The organism is Nonomuraea sp. NPDC003709, from assembly GCF_040610775.1.
GTDB lineage: Bacteria > Actinomycetota > Actinomycetes > Streptosporangiales > Streptosporangiaceae > Nonomuraea > Nonomuraea angiospora_A.
Genome location: NZ_JBEXMW010000001.1, coordinates 15,424 through 31,205, shown reverse-complemented (window position 1 = coordinate 31,205; position 15,782 = coordinate 15,424). Strand labels below are relative to the sequence as shown.

Genomic DNA, 15,782 nt, shown 5'->3' with positions numbered 1-15,782 from the left:
TCGTGATTCCTCAGACGTCTTACTTGTATCGGTAGACGATCCGCCCACGACTCAGGTCGTAGGGGCTCAGTTCAACGACTACCCGGTCATCCGGCAGGATCCGGATGTAGTGCATCCGCATCCGCCCGCTGATATGGGCCAGGACCTTATGGCCGTTGTCGAGCTGCACCCGGAACATGGCGTTCGGGAGCGACTCGACCACAGTGCCCTCGATCTCGATGGCGCCGTCTTTCTTGGCCAAGATTCCTCGCGTTTCACTGATCGATCGTCTGAGGCTCGGGTTCACTAAGCAGCCGCGACTTCACGCTTCGAAGAGAGCGGCGACCGGCAAAGGCCGCCGACGCGTGATAGTCATAGTGAGCCGACTAAGGAGTGTACGACACCTGAGACTAAAACGCGAAACGCGTGCCAGGTGTCCTGACACAACCACGGATGAGTCTACCCCACGTTCACCGGCCTTCAGACCTTCCGGGGAAAGCGGAAGGCCCGCCGAGGGAGAGATCCCGGCGGGCCCTGTTCCCGTGGGCGAGGTCCTAGTAGATGCGGTGCGTCGGACCGCAGTACTTGAACGGGCCGCCCCAGCAGGTGTAGGTGTACAGCTTCTGGATGCCGAACTTCGACCAGGTCGCCTGGTACGAGCCGTCCCAGCCCTGGACGAACTTGTGCCAGCTGCCGCCGGAGTAGTACTTGAACCACACGTACCCCTTCTTCGGGGTGAACTCCTTGCCGTACCAGTGGGTGTAGACCTTGCCGTTCTGCTTCCAGGTCTTGCCGTAGGTGAAGGCCTTGTGGTTGCTGGAGTAGTACTTGCCCCAGCTGCTGATCGACGTGACCGACGACTGGGTGGCGGTGGCCGCCTGGGCGGCGGGGGCGACGGCGAGCCCGGTGAGGGCGATCGAGCCGGCGAGAGCGGTGGCCGCAAGGATCTTGCGCATTTCGGTTCCTCCGTGAGTCGTGCTTCCCGACACAGCTCACGTTAGGAATCCAGACATATCCGTACTGCGCACGAATGCACACAGTGCACTAGTGCACACAGCCCTACTTGAGCTTCTTGGGCTTGTCGGGCGGCGGGCTGCCGAAGACGGTGCTGATCAGCAGGATGACGCCCCACGGGCCCATGACCCACAGCGGCCAGGGGTAGATCAGGTGCTCGGACGTGAGGCTCACGATCAGCCAGATCACCCAGTTGATGCCGCTGGCCGACGCCCAGGCGCCCCAGGCCGCCCGCATGCCGGGATGCATGCCGGGGCGCCGTGCGGGGCTCTGCGGCACCGTGGCGGGCCGGTTGCGCAGGTCCACGTCCGGCAGGTCGACCGTGAGCTTGGCCAGCTCTCCGTACGTCCTGCTCTGGTAGAGCTGCTCGAGCCGTTCGTTGAACTCGTCCATCGTGATGCGGCCCTGCGCGGTGTGCTCGCGGAGGATGGCGGCGACGCGGTCGCGGTCGGCGTCGGAGGCTCGCATCTCGGGGCTGTTCGCCATCCCACCCACTCCCGGGGGTCAGTTCTGCGGTTGGGTAAGGCGCTCTTGCCCGCCGTCCAGGGCGGTCAGCACCCAAGGACCATTATGTGTCACGGCGACACTGTGCTCGAAGTGTGCGGACTGCTTGCCGTCGACCGTCACGACGGTCCACTCGTCGGCCAGCACGCGGGTGCGCTCGGTGCCCAGGTTCACCATGGGCTCGATGGCCAGGCACATGCCCTCTTCCAGCACCGGGCCCCGGCCGGGCCGGCCGTGGTTGGCGATCCACGGGTCCATGTGCATCTCGGTGCCGATGCCGTGGCCGCCGTACTCCGGGGGGATGCCGAAGCGGCCCTGCGACTTGACGTACCGCTCCACCTCGTAGCCGATGTCGGACAGGTGGCGGCCGACCCGCAGCGCCGCGATGCCGCGCCACATGGCCTCCTCGGTGATCCGCATCAGCTCGGTCAGCTTCGGATCCACCTCGCCGACCGGGACCGTCACGGCCGAGTCGCCGTGCCAGCCGTCCAGGATCGCGCCGCAGTCGATGGAGATGACGTCGCCCTCGCGCAGCTTCCTGGCGTCGGTCGGGATGCCGTGCACCACCTCGTCGTTCACCGACGCGCAGATCGTCGCCGGGAAGCCCTGGTAGCCCTTGAACGACGGGATCGCGCCCTCGTCCCTGATCGCCTTCTCGGCGATGACGTCGAGGTCGAGCGGCGTCATACCGGGCTCGACCGAGCGCTTCAGCAGGTCGAGCGTGCGCCCGACCACCAGGCCCGCCGCCCGCATCTTCTCCAGCTGCTCCGGCGACTTGATCTGGATGCCGTGTCTGTTCCTTTTGAACATCTTCTGCCCCCCTGGGTCTTCAACGGGCCACAATGGGGGCCCAATTCCCCCCACAATAGCCGCGAGGTGGCACGGAAACCCGTGCCACCTCCGCAAATCGCTCGTAGCTGGAGCTATCCCATGAACGGACGGATCGCCTCCATGGCCCGCTGGGTGACCTCCTCGACCGGGCCCGTGGCGTCGACCCCCACGAGAATGCCCTCGTCGGCGTAGTAGGAGACCAGCGGCGCCGTCTGCTCCTGGTAGACCTCCAGGCGGTGCCTGACGGTCTCCTCCTTGTCGTCGTCACGCTGGAAGAGCGCGCCCCCGCACGCGTCGCACTTGTCGTCCTTCTTGTCGTCGAACTCGACGTGCCAGATGCGGCCGCACTGGCTGCAGGTGCGCCGGCCGGCCAGCCGCCTGACCACCTCGTCGTCGTCGACGACGAGCTCGAGTACGAGGTCGAGCGCCTGGCCCCAGTCCTTGAGCATGTCGCGCAGGATCTCCGCCTGTGCGACGTTCCTCGGGAAGCCGTCGAGCAGGAACCCGTCCTGCGCGTCGTCCTCGGACAGACGGTCACGGACCATGGCGATGGTGACCTCGTCGGGCACCAGATCACCACGGTCCATGTACGTCTTGGCCAGCTTGCCAAGATCCGTGCCCCCCGAGACGTTGGCACGGAAGATGTCACCTGTCGAGATCTTCGGGATGGACAGGTTCGATGCGATGTACTGGGCCTGTGTCCCCTTACCCGCTCCGGGGGGCCCGACCAGAACGAGACGCACTACCGCAGGAAACCTTCGTAGTTACGCTGCTGGAGCTGGCTCTCGATCTGCTTAACGGTGTCAAGGCCGACGCCTACCATGATCAGAATACTCGTCCCTCCGAACGGGAAGTTCTGGCTCGCACCGGACACCGCCAGCGCGACGATCGGGACCATGGCGATCAGACCCAGATAGAGCGAGCCCGGCGCGGTCAGACGAGTGAGCACGAAGTTCAGGTATTCAGCCGTCGGCCTGCCAGGACGGATGCCCGGAATGAACCCACCGTACTTCTTCATGTTGTCGGCGACTTCAGTGGGGTTGAACGTGATGGACACGTAGAAGTACGTGAAGAAGATGATCAACACGAAGAACGTGGTCATGTAGATCGGCGTGTCACCGGTGGCCAGGTTCTGCGAGATCCAGCGGATGAACGCGTTGTCCGTGCTCTGGAAGAGCGACGTCAGCAGCTGCGGCAGGTAGAGCAGCGAGGACGCGAAGATGACCGGGATGATGCCGGCCTGGTTGACCTTCAGCGGAATGTAGGTGGACGTGCCGCCGTACATCCTGCGCCCGACCATCCGCTTGGCGTACTGGACCGGGATGCGACGCTGCGCCTGCTCGACGAAGACCACCGCGGCGATCATGAAGATACCGACGACCATGACGACCGTGAAGGTGAACTTGTTCGCCTGGAAGATGTTGGCCAGCTCGGACGGGAAGACCGCGACGACCTGAGTGAAGATCAGGATGGACATGCCGTTGCCGACACCGCGGTCGGTGATGAGCTCACCGAGCCACATGATCACGGACGTACCGGCGGTCATGATGACCACCATCGTCACGATCTGGAAGATGTTGTCGGGGTCGAGGAGCACGTCCTGCTGGCAGTTCGGGAACAGCTGCCCGGTACGGGCCAGAGCGATGAAGGCGGTGGACTGCAGGACGGCAAGACCGATGGTCAGATAACGCGTATACTGCGTAATCTTGGTCTGACCGGCCTGTCCCTCCTTCTTCAGCGCCTCGAGACGCGGGATCACGACGACGAGTAGCTGGAGAATGATGCTCGCGGTGATGTACGGCATGATGCCCAGCGCGAACACCGACAGCTTCAGGAGCGCACCACCACTGAAAAGCTGCACCATCCCGTAGATGTTGCCGGCGGCTCCGTTACGGGCCTGCTCGAAACAGGCGGCGAGGTTCTGGACGTGAACTCCCGGAGTCGGAAGAACCGAGCCGAGACGGAAAAGCGCGATGATGCCCAGGGTGAAGAGCAACTTTTTGCGCAGGTCCGGTGTCCGGAACGCCCGGGTAAACGCGGTCAGCACGGTCCCTCCTGCGCGCCTTTACGGCGGTGTGAGTATGCGATGGTGCGGGGATCTGCCATGTCTGTCTTAGGTCAGACGAGACGGTCAGAAGCCTGCCGTCTCGCGAACTCTAACGCACTACGGGCGTGGGGGCATTTGTCAAAGCCCCCACGCCTCGTAATAGCTCTTACAGCTCGGTAACGGAGCCACCCGCAGCGGCGATCTTCTCCTTCGCGGCGGACGAGAAGGCGTGAGCCTGAACGTTCACAGCGACGGAGATCTCGCCGGTGCCGAGCACCTTCACGAGCTGGTTCTTGCGGACAGCGCCCTTGGCGACCAGCGACTCGACGGTGACCTCGCCACCGTCGGGGAACAGCTCGCCGAGCTTGTCCAGGTTGACGACCTGGTAGGTCGTCTTGAACAGCGCGTTGGAGAAGCCCTTGAGCTTCGGCAGACGCCTCTGCAGCGGCACCTGGCCACCCTCGAAGCCGAGGGGGACCGTCGTACGGGCGTGGCTGCCCTTGGTGCCGCGACCGGACGTCTTGCCCTTCGACGCCTCGCCGCGACCCTTGCGGATCTTGGCCTTGTTGGCGCCGGGGGCGGGACGCAGGTCGTGAATCTTGAGCGGAGCCTTGTCAGTCATGACTAGTCGACCTCTTCCACCTCGACGAGGTGCGTCACCACGGAGACCATCCCGCGAATCTCGGGCCGGTCCTCCTTGACGACGACGTCGCCGATTCGCTTCAGGCCAAGCGAACGCAGCGAGTCACGCTGGTTCTGCTTGCCACCGATCTTCGAGCGAACCTGAGTGATCTTCAGGCGTGCCATGACTAGCTCACCGCCTTCGCGGCCGCCGCCTCGGCGAGACCCTCACGCTGAGCCTTCAGCATGCGGGCCGGAGCGACGTCCTCGATCGGCAGGCCACGGCGGGCGGCGATCTCCTCGGGGCGCGAGAGGCCCTTCAGAGCCGCCACGGTGGCGTGCACGATGTTGATCGGGTTGTCGGAGCCGAGCGACTTCGACAGCACGTCGTGGATGCCGGCGCACTCCAGCACCGCACGCACCGGGCCACCGGCGATGACGCCGGTACCGGCCGAGGCCGGACGCAGGAAGACGACACCGGCCGCCTCCTCGCCCTGCACGGTGTGCGGGATGGTGCCCTGGATCCGAGGCACCTTGAAGAAGTGCTTCTTCGCCTCTTCGACGCCCTTGGCGATGGCCGCGGGCACTTCCTTGGCCTTGCCGTAGCCGACGCCGACCAGGCCGTTGCCGTCACCGACGACGACGAGGGCGGTGAAGCTGAAGCGACGACCACCCTTCACGACCTTGGCCACTCGGTTGATCTTCACTACGCGCTCGATGTACGAGACGCCCTTGTCGGCGGCGCCACCGCGGCGATCGTCACGACGGTCCCGCCGCTCGCCACCGGTGCCGCCACCGCGACGCGGAGCTGCAGCCATCAGTGGTTCCTCTTCTCAGTTGCCATCAGAATTCGAGCCCGCCTTCGCGGGCGCTGTCCGCCAGAGCCGCGATGCGGCCGGCGTAGCGGTTGCCACCGCGGTCGAACACGACAGCGGAGATCCCGGCTTCCTTGGCCCGCTGAGCGAGGAGCTCGCCGACCTTCTTCGCCTTCTCGGTCTTGTCCGCCTCGAGCACGCGCAGCGAGGGGTCCATGGTGGACGCGCTCACCAGCGTGTGGCCGACGGTGTCGTCCACGATCTGGACGAACATGTGACGGGTCGAACGGTTGACGACCAGGCGCGGACGCGCGGTCGTGCCGACGACGTTCTTGCGGACGCGGCGGTGACGGCGGGCCCGCGAGACGGTGCGGGCAGCCGTGTGCTTGCTGAACGCAGTCTTCGGAGCCATGCCTACTTACCAGCCTTTCCGACCTTGCGGCGGATCTGTTCTCCCTGGTAGCGCACGCCCTTGCCCTTGTACGGGTCAGGCTTGCGCAGCTTGCGGATGTTGGCCGCGACCTCGCCGACCTTCTGCTTGTCGATGCCGTCCACGTGGAACAGGGTCGGCTTCTCGACGCGGAAGGTGACGCCCTCGGGCGCGTCCACGATGACCGGGTGACTGAAGCCCAGCGAGAACTCCAGCTGCGTCGGGCCCTTGGCCTGGACGCGGTAACCGACGCCGACGATCTCCAGGGACTTGGAGTAACCCTGGGTGACGCCCTGCACCATGTTGGCGATCAGCGTCCGGGACAGGCCGTGCAGCGCACGGACCTTGTTCTCGTCGTTGGGCCGGGCGACGGCGATGGCGCCGTCCTCGTCGCGAGCGACCGTGATGGGCTCGGCGACCTTGTGACTGAGCGTGCCCTTCGGGCCCTTGACCTGGACATCCTGGCCGGCGATCGTGATGTCTACGCCGCTGGGCACAGGGATGGGCAGCCGTCCGATTCTCGACATGCTGTGTTCCTCCCCTCTACCAGACGTAGGCGAGGACTTCCCCGCCCACGCCACGCTTGCCGGCCTGCTTGTCGGTCATGAGACCGGCGGACGTCGAGATGATCGCGACGCCCAGTCCGCCCAGGACTCGAGGCAGGTTGTCCTTCTTTGCATAAACCCGCAGACCGGGCTTGGAAACCCGGCGCAGGCCCGCGAGCGACCGCTCACGGGTGGGCCCGAACTTGAGCTCCACCACGAGGTTCTTGCCAACCTTGGCGTCTTCGACGGTCCAAGCCTGGATGTAACCCTCCTGCTGGAGGATCTCGGCGATGTGCGCCTTGATCTTCGAGTACGGCATCGTCACGCTGTCGTGGTACGCCGAATTCGCGTTACGCAGACGTGTGAGCATGTCTGCGATCGGGTCGGTCATCGTCATGGCCAGTGGCCTTCCTCGCCGCGGTTTCCAGTCGGCCAAGCAGCGCTCTGCCGGTGGACCTTCGGCGCGGTCATGGACGCTCTTCGAGAGCGCCCGGGTCTTCTTCTGAAAATATGATCACCCAGGGGCGGCACGGAGGCCGCCCCTAAGGTTATCTACCAGCTCGACTTGGTGATGCCGGGCAGCTCGCCCCGGTGCGCCATCTCGCGGAAGCACACGCGGCAGAGCCCGAACTTGCGGTAGACGGCGCGCGGCCGGCCACAACGCGAGCAACGGGTGTACGCCCGGACCTCGAACTTCTGCTTGCGCCCCGCCTTGGCGATCAGCGACTTCTTCGCCATTGGATCAGGCCTCCTTGAACGGGAAGCCGAGGAGCTTCAGCAGCGCCCGGCCCTGGTCGTCGTTCTTCGCCGTGGTCACGATCGTGATGTCCATGCCCCGCGGCCGGTCGACCTTGTCCTGGTCGACCTCGTGGAACATGACCTGCTCGGTCAGACCGAACGTGTAGTTGCCGTTGCCGTCGAACTGCTTGGGCGACAGGCCGCGGAAGTCCCGGATACGGGGCAGGGCCAGCGCCAGCAGGCGGTCGAGGAACTCCCACATGCGGTCGCCGCGCAGCGTGACGTGCGCGCCGATCGGCATGCCCTCGCGCAGCTTGAACTGGGCGATGGACTTGCGCGCCCGGACGACGGCCGGCTTCTGGCCGGTGATCACGGTGAGGTCGCGGACGGCGCCCTCGATGAGCTTCGAGTCGCGAGCCGCCTCGCCGACGCCCATGTTGACCTTGATCTTGGTCAGCGCGGGGATCTGCATGACGTTCTCGATGCCGAACTGCTCGCGAAGCTGGGCCGCGATCTCCTCGCGGTACTTCGTCTTGAGTCGCGGCGTCGGGCGCTCGGTCTCAGTGGTCGTGGCAGTCATCAGCTGTCCTCACCCGTCTCGTCGGCCTTCTTCTCGTCGGCCTTCTTCTCGGCGGGCTTCTCGTCCTTGAGCTTCTTCACGTTCGAGACGTGGATGGGGCCCTCCATGGTCTGCACGCCGCCGGTCTTGGCGCCGCGCGGACCCTGGTGGGTCTCCTTCGAGTGCTTCTTGATCATGTTGACGCCCTCGACCACCACACGGTCCTCGTGCGGGAGCGTGGCGATGACGTGACCCTTGGCACCCTTGTCCTTGCCGGCGATGACCTTGACCAGGTCACCCTTCTTCACATGCAGCTTCGGCATTACAGCACCTCCGGGGCGAGCGAGATGATGCGCATGAACTTCTTGTCGCGCAGCTCGCGGCCGACCGGGCCGAAGATACGAGTGCCACGAGGGTCACCGCTGTCCTTGATGATGACGGCGGCGTTCTCGTCGAAGCGGATGTAGGAGCCGTCGGGCCGGCGGCGCTCCTTGACCGTGCGGACGATGACGGCCTTGACCACGTCGCCCTTCTTGACGCCCGTGCTGCCCGGCAGCGCGTCCTTGACAGTGGCGACGATGATGTCGCCGATACCGGCGTAGCGTCGGCCCGAGCCACCGAGAACACGGATGCAAAGGATCTCCTTCGCGCCCGTGTTGTCGGCGACCTTGAGCCGCGACTCCTGCTGGATCACGTTGAACTCCTGTTAGTCGCGCCGGTTCTCATTTCTGAGCCTGGCGGAACCGTCGTTGTCTTGTTCCCACGGCCACAACGCCCGTAGGCGCCGCACCGCAGGCGACGCGAGGCCCGCATGTGGCCCCGCGTCCTTGGACGCCGTCATGGGGGCTCTCAGAGCCCCCACGAGGCGCGGTATATGTCGAGAAGGAGAGTTACTTCGCCTTCTCGAGGATCTCCACGACCCTCCACCGCTTGGTGGCGGAGAGGGGGCGGGTCTCCATGAGCAGCACGCGGTCGCCGACGCCGCAGGCGTTGGCCTCGTCGTGTGCCTTGTACTTGGTCGTACGGCGGATGACCTTGCCGTACAGACGGTGCTTGACGCGGTCCTCAACGGCGACGACGACGGTCTTGTCCATCTTGTCGCTCACCACGAGGCCCTCGCGGACCTTGCGGAAGTTCCGCTGCTCGTTCGTCTCAGTGGTCTCGGTCTCAGCCATCGCTCGTCTCCTTCTCGACCGTGACGATGCCCAGCTCGCGCTCGCGCATCACGGTGTAGATACGGGCGATCTCGCGGCGGACGGCGCGCAGCCGCCCGTGGCTCTCCAACTGACCGGTCGCCGCCTGGAAGCGGAGGTTGAACAGCTCCTCCTTGGCCTCCTTCAGCTTCTGGACGAGAGTGTCCTCGTCCTCGAGCCGCAGCTCGCCGGCGGTCAGGCCCTTAGCCATCACGCCTCACCCACTTCACGCTTAACGATCTTGCACTTCATCGGGAGCTTGTGGATCGCGCGCTGAAGCGCTTCGCGGGCGATCGGCTCCGCCACGCCGGACAGCTCGAACATCACGCGTCCGGGCTTGACGTTGGCGATCCACCACTCCGGCGAACCCTTACCGGAACCCATGCGGGTCTCGGCAGGCTTCTTGGTGAGCGGACGGTCGGGGTAGATGTTGATCCACACCTTGCCGCCACGGCGGATGTGACGGGTCATGGCGATACGAGCGGACTCGATCTGACGGTTGGTCACGTAGGAGTGCTCAACCGCCTGAATGCCGAACTCGCCGAACGTGACCCTGGTGCCGCCCTTGGCGGCTCCGCTGCGGTCAGGCCGGTGCTGCTTGCGGTGCTTGACCCTGCGCGGGATCAGCATGGTCAGCTCCCTTCAGCACCCGGCTGCGCAGCCGGGCCGGTCTCGGGGGCGGCCTGCGAGGCCGCCTCAGTGCGGGGGGCGCGGTCGCCACGGCCACCGCCACCGCGACGGGGGCGGTCGCCGCCACCACGACGCGGACGGTCGCCGCCGCCACCACCACGACGGTCATCACGCTCGCGACGCTGGCCGGCACGAGCGCCGGCGGCAGCCGCCTCGCGCTCGGCGCGGCTGGTCGGAGCCTCGCCCTTGTAGATCCAGACCTTCACGCCGATGCGGCCGAAGGTCGTACGGGCCTCGTAGAAGCCGTAGTCGATGTCCGCGCGGAGGGTGTGCAGCGGCACGCGGCCCTCACGGTAGAACTCCGACCGCGACATCTCGGCGCCGCCCAGACGACCGGAGCACTGGACACGGATGCCCTTGGCGCCGGACTTCATGGCCGACTGCATCGCCTTGCGCATGGCGCGGCGGAACGAGACACGGCTGGACAGCTGCTCGGCAACGCCCTGCGCGACGAGCTGCGCGTCGATCTCCGGGTTCTTGACCTCGAGGATGTTGAGCTGAACCTGCTTCTTGGTCAGCTTCTCCAGGTCGCCACGGATACGGTCCGCCTCGGCGCCGCGGCGGCCGATCACGATGCCGGGACGCGCGGTGTGGATGTCCACCTGCACGCGGTCCGTCGTGCGCTCGATCTCGACCTTGGAGATGCCGGCCCGCTCCATGCCCTTCTGCAGCATGCGGCGGATCGCCACGTCCTCGGCGACATAGGCCTTGTACAGCTTGTCGGCGTACCACCGGCTCTTGAAGTCGGTCGTGATGCCGAGGCGGAACCCGTGCGGGTTAACCTTCTGGCCCACTATCGGGTCCTTCCCTTCGGCTCGCGGGACTCCACGATCACAGTGATGTGGCTCGTCCGCTTGTTGATCCGATAGGCACGACCCTGGGCACGCGGGCGGAACCGCTTCAGCGTCGGGCCCTCGTCGACCCACGCCCGGCTGACGACGAGCGTCTGCGGGTCGAGGTCGAAGTTGTGCTCAGCGTTCGCCATGGCGCTGCTGAGCACCTTGTAGATCGGCTCGCTCGCCGACTGGGGAGCGAACTGCAGCACGGCCTGCGCCTCCGAAGCGGGCAGCCCGCGAATGAGGTCCACCACACGGCGGGCCTTCTGGGGCGTGACACGGACGAACCGCGCCTGAGCCCTGGCTTCCATCGCTTTCTCCTACTTCCGGGACGCTTACCGCCGGCTGCGGCGGTCTTCCTTGACGTGGCTGCGGAAGGTCCGCGTGGGGGCGAACTCTCCCAGCTTGTGGCCGATCATCGACTCGGTGACGAAAACCGGGACGTGCTTGCGGCCGTCGTGCACGGCGATCGTGTGCCCGAGCATGTCGGGAACGATCATGGAGCGCCGCGACCACGTCTTGATGACGTTCTTGGTGCCCTTCTCGTTCTGGACGTCGACCTTCTTCTGAAGGTGACCGTCCACGAAGGGACCCTTCTTAAGGCTACGTGGCATTTCGGCTGCTCCTACCGCTTCTTCCTCTTGCTCCGACGACGGATGATCAGTCGGTCGCTGGCCTTGTTGGCCTGGCGGGTGCGCCCCTCGGGCTTGCCCTTCGGGTTCACCGGGTGGCGACCACCGGAGGTCTTGCCCTCACCACCACCGTGCGGGTGGTCGACGGGGTTCATCGCGACACCGCGGACGGTGGGGCGCTTGCCCTTCCACCGCATACGGCCGGCCTTGCCCCAGTTGATGTTGGCCTGCTCGGCGTTGCCGACCTGGCCCACCGTCGCCCGGCAGCGCACGTCGACCATGCGCATTTCGCCGGACGGCATACGCAGCGTGGCGTACTGACCTTCCTTGGCGAGCAGCTGGATCTGTGCGCCCGCGGAGCGGCCGAGCTTGGCGCCGCCGCCCGGACGGAGCTCCACCGCGTGGATGAAGGTACCGGTCGGGATGTTGCGCAGCGGCAGGCAGTTGCCCGGCTTGATGTCGGCAGCGGGGCCGTTCTCGATACGGTCGCCCTGCTTGATGCCGGTCGGCGCGATGATGTAGCGCTTCTCGCCATCGGCGTAGTGGAGCAGAGCGATGTTGGCGGTGCGGTTGGGGTCGTACTCGATGTGAGCGACCTTGGCCGGAATGCCGTCCTTGTCATGCCTACGGAAGTCGATGATCCGGTAGGCGCGCTTGTGACCGCCGCCCTGGTGGCGGGCGGTGACCCGGCCGTGTACGTTACGGCCGCCCTTGCTGTGAAGGGGCGCAAGCAGCGACTTCTCGGGCGTGCTGCGGGTGATCTCGGAGAAGTCCGAGACACTCGACCCGCGGCGACCCGGGGTCGTCGGCTTGTACTTACGGATGCCCATCTTTTTCGTTCATCCTTCGTCGGTTACATGGGTGAGCCCGCCGCGCGAAAGCGCGACGGTCTCGACCCCGCACAGGCCCTGCGGCCCGCACTCATTTCTGCTGCTAGCCGATCTGACCGAAGATGTCGATCCGATCGCCCTCGACCAGGCTCACGATCGCGCGCTTGGTGTCGGGACGCTTGCCGAAACCGGTACGGGTGCGCTTGCGCTTGCCCTGCCGGTTGATCGTGTTCACGCTGGTGACCTTGACCCCGAAGATCTGCTCAACGGCGATCTTGACCTGGGTCTTGTTCGCGGTGTTCTTCACCAGGAACGTGTACTTGTTGTTCTCATCGATCAGGCCGTAGCTCTTCTCAGAGACGACCGGCTTGATGATGATGTCGCGCGGGTCGGCGATCTTCTCCATCAGGCCTCTTCCTTCCCGCTGTCGCTCAGGCGAGCGACGACCTGGTCATACGCCTCCTGCGTGAAGACCACGTCGTCCGCCACGAGCACGTCGTACGTGTTGAGCTGCCCCGCGTCCAGCAGGTGGACCTCGGGAGCGTTACGCAGGCTCAGCCACGTCAGCTCGTCGGCCTCGTCGACCACGACGAGGACGCGCGGAGCCTGGGTGACCTTGCGCAGCGCCTCGAGGGCGGCCTTGGTCTTGGGCGTCTCGCCGGAGACCAGCGTGCTGACCACGTGGACGCGACCGCCGCCGGCCCGGTCGGAGAGGGCGCCACGCAGGGCGGCGGCCTTCATCTTCTTGGGCGTGCGCTGCGAGTAGTCGCGCGGCACGGGGCCGTGGACGGTGCCACCGCCGGTGAACTGCGGCGCACGGGTCGAGCCCTGACGGGCGCGGCCGGTGCCCTTCTGGCGGTACGGCTTCTTGCCGCCGCCGGAGACCTCACCGCGGGTCTTGGCCTTGTGGGTGCCCTGCCGGCGAGCGGCGAGCTGGGCCACGACCACCTGGTGGATCAGCGGCACGTTGACCTTGGCGCCGAAGATGTTCTCGGGCAGGTCGACGCTGCCGGCCTTCGCGCCGCTGGCGTCGAGGACGTCAATAGTGGTGCTCACTTGGCAGCCCCCTTCTTGGCAGAGGTGCGAACGAGGACCAGGCTTCCGTTGGCGCCGGGGATCGCACCCTTGATCAGGATGAGGCCCTTCTCGGCGTCCACGGAGTGAACCTTGAGGCTCTGCACGGTGGTGCGGACGTTACCCATCCGACCAGCCATGCGCAGACCCTTGAAAACGCGGCCCGGGGTGGCGCAGCCACCGATGGAACCCGGCGAACGGTGCTTGCGCTGCGTACCGTGCGACGCGCCCAGACCAGCGAAGCCGTGCCGCTTCATGACACCGGCGAAGCCCTTGCCCTTGCTCTTGCCCGTCACGTCGACGAACTGGCCGGCCTCGAAGGTGTCGGCCAGCAGCTCCTGGCCCAGGGTGTAGTCGCTCGCGTCGTCGGTGCGGATCTCCGCGAAGTAACGGCGCGGGGTGATGTCGTGCTTACGCAGGTAGTCGCCGAGCGGCTTGTTGACCTTCCGGGGGTCGACCTGCCCGAAGCCGAGCTGGATGGCGGAGTAGCCGTCCTTGTCAGCAGTGCGGACGCGGGTCACCACGCACGGACCGGCCTCGACCACGGTCACCGGCACCAGCCGGTTGTCCGCGTCGAAGACCTGGGTCATGCCGAGCTTCTTGCCCAGGACGCCCTTGATCGTCTTAGCCATGTCAGTGCGTTCCCTCAGAGCTTGATCGAAATGTCGACACCCGCGGGGAGGTCGAGCCGCATGAGCGAGTCAACCGTCTTGGGGGTCGGGTCGATGATGTCAATCAGCCGCTTGTGCGTGCGCATCTCGAAGTGCTCGCGGCTGTCCTTGTACTTGTGCGGCGAGCGGATGACGCAGTACACGTTCTTCTCGGTCGGCAGCGGCACCGGGCCCGCGACCTTCGCGCCAGTCCGCGTCACCGTCTCGACGATCTTCTTGGCCGAGCTATCGATGACCTCGTGGTCATAGGCCTTAAGCCGGATGCGGATCTTCTGTCCCGCCATAGTGGCCTCGGTGTCCTTCGCTGTCGTCTGAAAAAGTATCGTGCGGCCTGATGCCGCTGTGTTGGTGCAGGTCGAAGCCTGCTAGACCCCACGAGGCAGACGCAGTGGATCTGCCTTTTCTTCCGTGATCCGGCAGTGACTTCGGTCATATCTCTTCGGCCGAAGCAACTGCTGGATCACGGCCTTCACATGAGGTCCCTAACGTGGTTCGGCGGTCGGCTCCGAGTCCGGGGCCGACCGCCGCCCCGACGGTCTAGCTACTTGATGATCTTCACGACCCGGCCGGCGCCGACGGTGCGGCCACCCTCACGGATCGCGAACTTGAGGCCTTCCTCCATGGCGATGGGCTGGATCAGCTCAACGCGCATTTCGGTGTTGTCGCCCGGCATGACCATCTCCGTGCCCTCGGGGAGGTTCACGACACCGGTCACGTCAGTCGTACGGAAGTAGAACTGCGGGCGGTAGTTGTTGAAGAACGGCGTGTGGCGGCCGCCCTCGTCCTTGGACAGGATGTAGACCTGGCCGTTGAACTCGGTGTGCGGGGTGGTCGTGCCCGGCTTGATGATGCACTGGCCGCGCTCGACGTCGTCGCGCTTGATGCCGCGGAGCAGCAGGGCGGCGTTGTCACCGGCGTGACCCTCGTCGAGCATCTTGTTGAACATCTCGATGCTGGTGACGGTGGTGGTCGTCTTCTCCGGCTTGATGCCGATGATGTCGACCTGCTCGTTGACCTTGACGATGCCGCGCTCGATACGACCGGTGACGACGGTGCCACGACCGGTGATCGAGAAGACGTCCTCGACCGGCATGAGGAACGGCTTGTCCGTCTCACGCGGGGGCTCGGGCACGTTCTCGTCGACGGCGTTCATCAGCTCGATGATGCTGTCGGCCCACTTCTGGTCGCCCTCGAGAGCCTTGAGAGCGGAGACGCGGACGACGGGCAGGTCGTCGCCGGGGAACTCCTGAGCGGACAGGAGCTCACGGACCTCCAGCTCGACGAGCTCGAGGATCTCCTCGTCGTCGACCATGTCGGCCTTGTTGAGGGCCACGACGATGTAGGGGACGCCGACCTGGCGGGCCAGGAGGACGTGCTCCTTCGTCTGCGGCATCGGGCCGTCGGTGGCGGCGACCACGAGGATGGCGCCGTCCATCTGGGCAGCACCGGTGATCATGTTCTTCACGTAGTCGGCGTGACCGGGGCAGTCAACGTGAGCGTAGTGACGCTTCTCGGTCTGGTACTCGACGTGCGCGATCGAGATCGTAATGCCGCGAGCCTTCTCCTCGGGCGCCTTGTCGATCTTGTCGAACGGGGTCGCCTTGTTGAGCTCGGGGAAACGGTCGTGAAGCACCTTGGTGATCGCCGCGGTCAGCGTGGTCTTGCCGTGGTCGATGTGTCCAATGGTGCCGATGTTCATGTGCGGCTTAGTCCGCTCGAACTTGGCCTTGCCCACTGGTTCTCTCCTTGAGAATCTGACTGACTTTCGTCTAC

Annotated in this window: 28 protein-coding genes; all 28 read right to left on the bottom strand. The window is 65.6% G+C overall.

Features of this window, described 5'->3' with window-relative positions; all coding sequences use genetic code 11:
- Nucleotides 1–19: 19 nt before the first annotated feature.
- Nucleotides 20–241, bottom strand: a complete 222-nt coding sequence (gene infA / locus ABZX61_RS00235) for a translation initiation factor IF-1 (protein WP_012887858.1) — start codon at nucleotides 239–241, stop codon at nucleotides 20–22.
- 292 nt (nucleotides 242–533) lie between these two features.
- Complete coding sequence (locus ABZX61_RS00230; protein ID WP_350731001.1) at nucleotides 534–935, bottom strand: hypothetical protein; 402 nt, start codon at nucleotides 933–935, stop codon at nucleotides 534–536.
- A gap of 103 nt (nucleotides 936–1,038) precedes the next feature.
- Nucleotides 1,039–1,479, bottom strand: coding sequence for a DUF1707 domain-containing protein (locus tag ABZX61_RS00225; protein WP_355190247.1), 441 nt, complete (start codon nucleotides 1,477–1,479; stop codon nucleotides 1,039–1,041).
- A gap of 18 nt (nucleotides 1,480–1,497) precedes the next feature.
- Complete coding sequence (gene map, locus ABZX61_RS00220) at nucleotides 1,498–2,307, bottom strand: type I methionyl aminopeptidase (protein ID WP_350730997.1); 810 nt, start codon at nucleotides 2,305–2,307, stop codon at nucleotides 1,498–1,500.
- Nucleotides 2,308–2,420: 113 nt separating this feature from the next.
- The gene (locus ABZX61_RS00215) at nucleotides 2,421–3,071 is read right to left on the bottom strand and encodes an adenylate kinase (RefSeq protein ID WP_185070637.1); all 651 of its coding nucleotides are present in this window, start codon (nucleotides 3,069–3,071) and stop codon (nucleotides 2,421–2,423) included.
- Entirely contained in the window at nucleotides 3,071–4,375 is a 1,305-nt protein-coding gene (secY, locus tag ABZX61_RS00210) for a preprotein translocase subunit SecY (RefSeq protein ID WP_355190245.1), read from the bottom strand. Before secY ends, ABZX61_RS00215 begins: the two co-directional genes overlap by 1 nt.
- A gap of 166 nt (nucleotides 4,376–4,541) precedes the next feature.
- Nucleotides 4,542–4,997: a 50S ribosomal protein L15 gene (gene rplO, locus ABZX61_RS00205; protein ID WP_350730993.1), complete on the bottom strand. Its 456-nt coding sequence runs from the start codon at nucleotides 4,995–4,997 to the stop codon at nucleotides 4,542–4,544.
- Between the two features lie 2 nt (nucleotides 4,998–4,999).
- Nucleotides 5,000–5,182 (bottom strand): 50S ribosomal protein L30, encoded by a 183-nt coding sequence (rpmD, locus tag ABZX61_RS00200; protein ID WP_080043226.1) that lies wholly within the window; start codon nucleotides 5,180–5,182, stop codon nucleotides 5,000–5,002.
- A 2-nt stretch (nucleotides 5,183–5,184) separates the two neighbouring features.
- Entirely contained in the window at nucleotides 5,185–5,814 is a 630-nt protein-coding gene (gene rpsE, locus ABZX61_RS00195; protein WP_091090115.1) for a 30S ribosomal protein S5, read from the bottom strand.
- A 25-nt stretch (nucleotides 5,815–5,839) separates the two neighbouring features.
- Nucleotides 5,840–6,223, bottom strand: coding sequence for a 50S ribosomal protein L18 (rplR, locus tag ABZX61_RS00190; protein WP_355190242.1), 384 nt, complete (start codon nucleotides 6,221–6,223; stop codon nucleotides 5,840–5,842).
- Between the two features lie 2 nt (nucleotides 6,224–6,225).
- Nucleotides 6,226–6,768: a 50S ribosomal protein L6 gene (rplF, locus tag ABZX61_RS00185; RefSeq protein ID WP_350730990.1), complete on the bottom strand. Its 543-nt coding sequence runs from the start codon at nucleotides 6,766–6,768 to the stop codon at nucleotides 6,226–6,228.
- 16 nt (nucleotides 6,769–6,784) lie between these two features.
- A complete protein-coding gene (gene rpsH, locus ABZX61_RS00180) occupies nucleotides 6,785–7,183 on the bottom strand; it encodes a 30S ribosomal protein S8 (RefSeq protein WP_192789898.1) in 399 nt (132 codons plus the stop codon).
- A 155-nt stretch (nucleotides 7,184–7,338) separates the two neighbouring features.
- Nucleotides 7,339–7,524 carry a type Z 30S ribosomal protein S14 gene (locus ABZX61_RS00175; RefSeq protein WP_020542298.1) on the bottom strand — a complete coding sequence of 62 codons (186 nt, stop codon included), beginning with the start codon at nucleotides 7,522–7,524 and terminating at the stop codon, nucleotides 7,339–7,341.
- 4 nt (nucleotides 7,525–7,528) lie between these two features.
- Nucleotides 7,529–8,104: a 50S ribosomal protein L5 gene (rplE, locus tag ABZX61_RS00170; RefSeq protein ID WP_106253395.1), complete on the bottom strand. Its 576-nt coding sequence runs from the start codon at nucleotides 8,102–8,104 to the stop codon at nucleotides 7,529–7,531.
- Nucleotides 8,104–8,397 carry a 50S ribosomal protein L24 gene (rplX, locus tag ABZX61_RS00165; protein ID WP_350731450.1) on the bottom strand — a complete coding sequence of 98 codons (294 nt, stop codon included), beginning with the start codon at nucleotides 8,395–8,397 and terminating at the stop codon, nucleotides 8,104–8,106. Before rplX ends, rplE begins: the two co-directional genes overlap by 1 nt.
- 8 nt (nucleotides 8,398–8,405) lie before the next feature.
- Nucleotides 8,406–8,777, bottom strand: a complete 372-nt coding sequence (gene rplN / locus ABZX61_RS00160; protein WP_106253399.1) for a 50S ribosomal protein L14 — start codon at nucleotides 8,775–8,777, stop codon at nucleotides 8,406–8,408.
- Nucleotides 8,778–8,973: 196 nt separating this feature from the next.
- Complete coding sequence (gene rpsQ, locus ABZX61_RS00155; RefSeq protein WP_185070626.1) at nucleotides 8,974–9,258, bottom strand: 30S ribosomal protein S17; 285 nt, start codon at nucleotides 9,256–9,258, stop codon at nucleotides 8,974–8,976.
- Entirely contained in the window at nucleotides 9,251–9,487 is a 237-nt protein-coding gene (gene rpmC / locus ABZX61_RS00150) for a 50S ribosomal protein L29 (RefSeq protein ID WP_106253417.1), read from the bottom strand. The genes rpsQ and rpmC overlap by 8 nt, the downstream gene beginning before the upstream one ends.
- Nucleotides 9,487–9,906 carry a 50S ribosomal protein L16 gene (gene rplP, locus ABZX61_RS00145; RefSeq protein ID WP_185070624.1) on the bottom strand — a complete coding sequence of 140 codons (420 nt, stop codon included), beginning with the start codon at nucleotides 9,904–9,906 and terminating at the stop codon, nucleotides 9,487–9,489. The genes rpmC and rplP overlap by 1 nt, the downstream gene beginning before the upstream one ends.
- A 2-nt stretch (nucleotides 9,907–9,908) precedes the next feature.
- Nucleotides 9,909–10,760, bottom strand: coding sequence for a 30S ribosomal protein S3 (gene rpsC, locus ABZX61_RS00140; protein WP_355190237.1), 852 nt, complete (start codon nucleotides 10,758–10,760; stop codon nucleotides 9,909–9,911).
- Nucleotides 10,760–11,113, bottom strand: coding sequence for a 50S ribosomal protein L22 (rplV, locus tag ABZX61_RS00135; RefSeq protein WP_020542306.1), 354 nt, complete (start codon nucleotides 11,111–11,113; stop codon nucleotides 10,760–10,762). The genes rpsC and rplV overlap by 1 nt, the downstream gene beginning before the upstream one ends.
- A 24-nt stretch (nucleotides 11,114–11,137) precedes the next feature.
- Nucleotides 11,138–11,416: a 30S ribosomal protein S19 gene (gene rpsS / locus ABZX61_RS00130; protein WP_192789896.1), complete on the bottom strand. Its 279-nt coding sequence runs from the start codon at nucleotides 11,414–11,416 to the stop codon at nucleotides 11,138–11,140.
- 11 nt (nucleotides 11,417–11,427) lie between these two features.
- Nucleotides 11,428–12,264, bottom strand: a complete 837-nt coding sequence (rplB, locus tag ABZX61_RS00125) for a 50S ribosomal protein L2 (protein ID WP_192789895.1) — start codon at nucleotides 12,262–12,264, stop codon at nucleotides 11,428–11,430.
- 103 nt (nucleotides 12,265–12,367) lie between these two features.
- Nucleotides 12,368–12,670, bottom strand: a complete 303-nt coding sequence (gene rplW, locus ABZX61_RS00120) for a 50S ribosomal protein L23 (RefSeq protein ID WP_350730984.1) — start codon at nucleotides 12,668–12,670, stop codon at nucleotides 12,368–12,370.
- The gene (rplD, locus tag ABZX61_RS00115; protein WP_355190234.1) at nucleotides 12,670–13,320 is read right to left on the bottom strand and encodes a 50S ribosomal protein L4; all 651 of its coding nucleotides are present in this window, start codon (nucleotides 13,318–13,320) and stop codon (nucleotides 12,670–12,672) included. The genes rplW and rplD overlap by 1 nt, the downstream gene beginning before the upstream one ends.
- Nucleotides 13,317–13,970, bottom strand: coding sequence for a 50S ribosomal protein L3 (rplC, locus tag ABZX61_RS00110; RefSeq protein ID WP_355190232.1), 654 nt, complete (start codon nucleotides 13,968–13,970; stop codon nucleotides 13,317–13,319). Before rplC ends, rplD begins: the two co-directional genes overlap by 4 nt.
- 14 nt (nucleotides 13,971–13,984) lie before the next feature.
- Nucleotides 13,985–14,293 carry a 30S ribosomal protein S10 gene (gene rpsJ, locus ABZX61_RS00105; RefSeq protein WP_012887830.1) on the bottom strand — a complete coding sequence of 103 codons (309 nt, stop codon included), beginning with the start codon at nucleotides 14,291–14,293 and terminating at the stop codon, nucleotides 13,985–13,987.
- A gap of 257 nt (nucleotides 14,294–14,550) precedes the next feature.
- Entirely contained in the window at nucleotides 14,551–15,744 is a 1,194-nt protein-coding gene (tuf, locus tag ABZX61_RS00100; RefSeq protein WP_350730980.1) for an elongation factor Tu, read from the bottom strand.
- Nucleotides 15,745–15,782 lie beyond the last annotated feature (38 nt).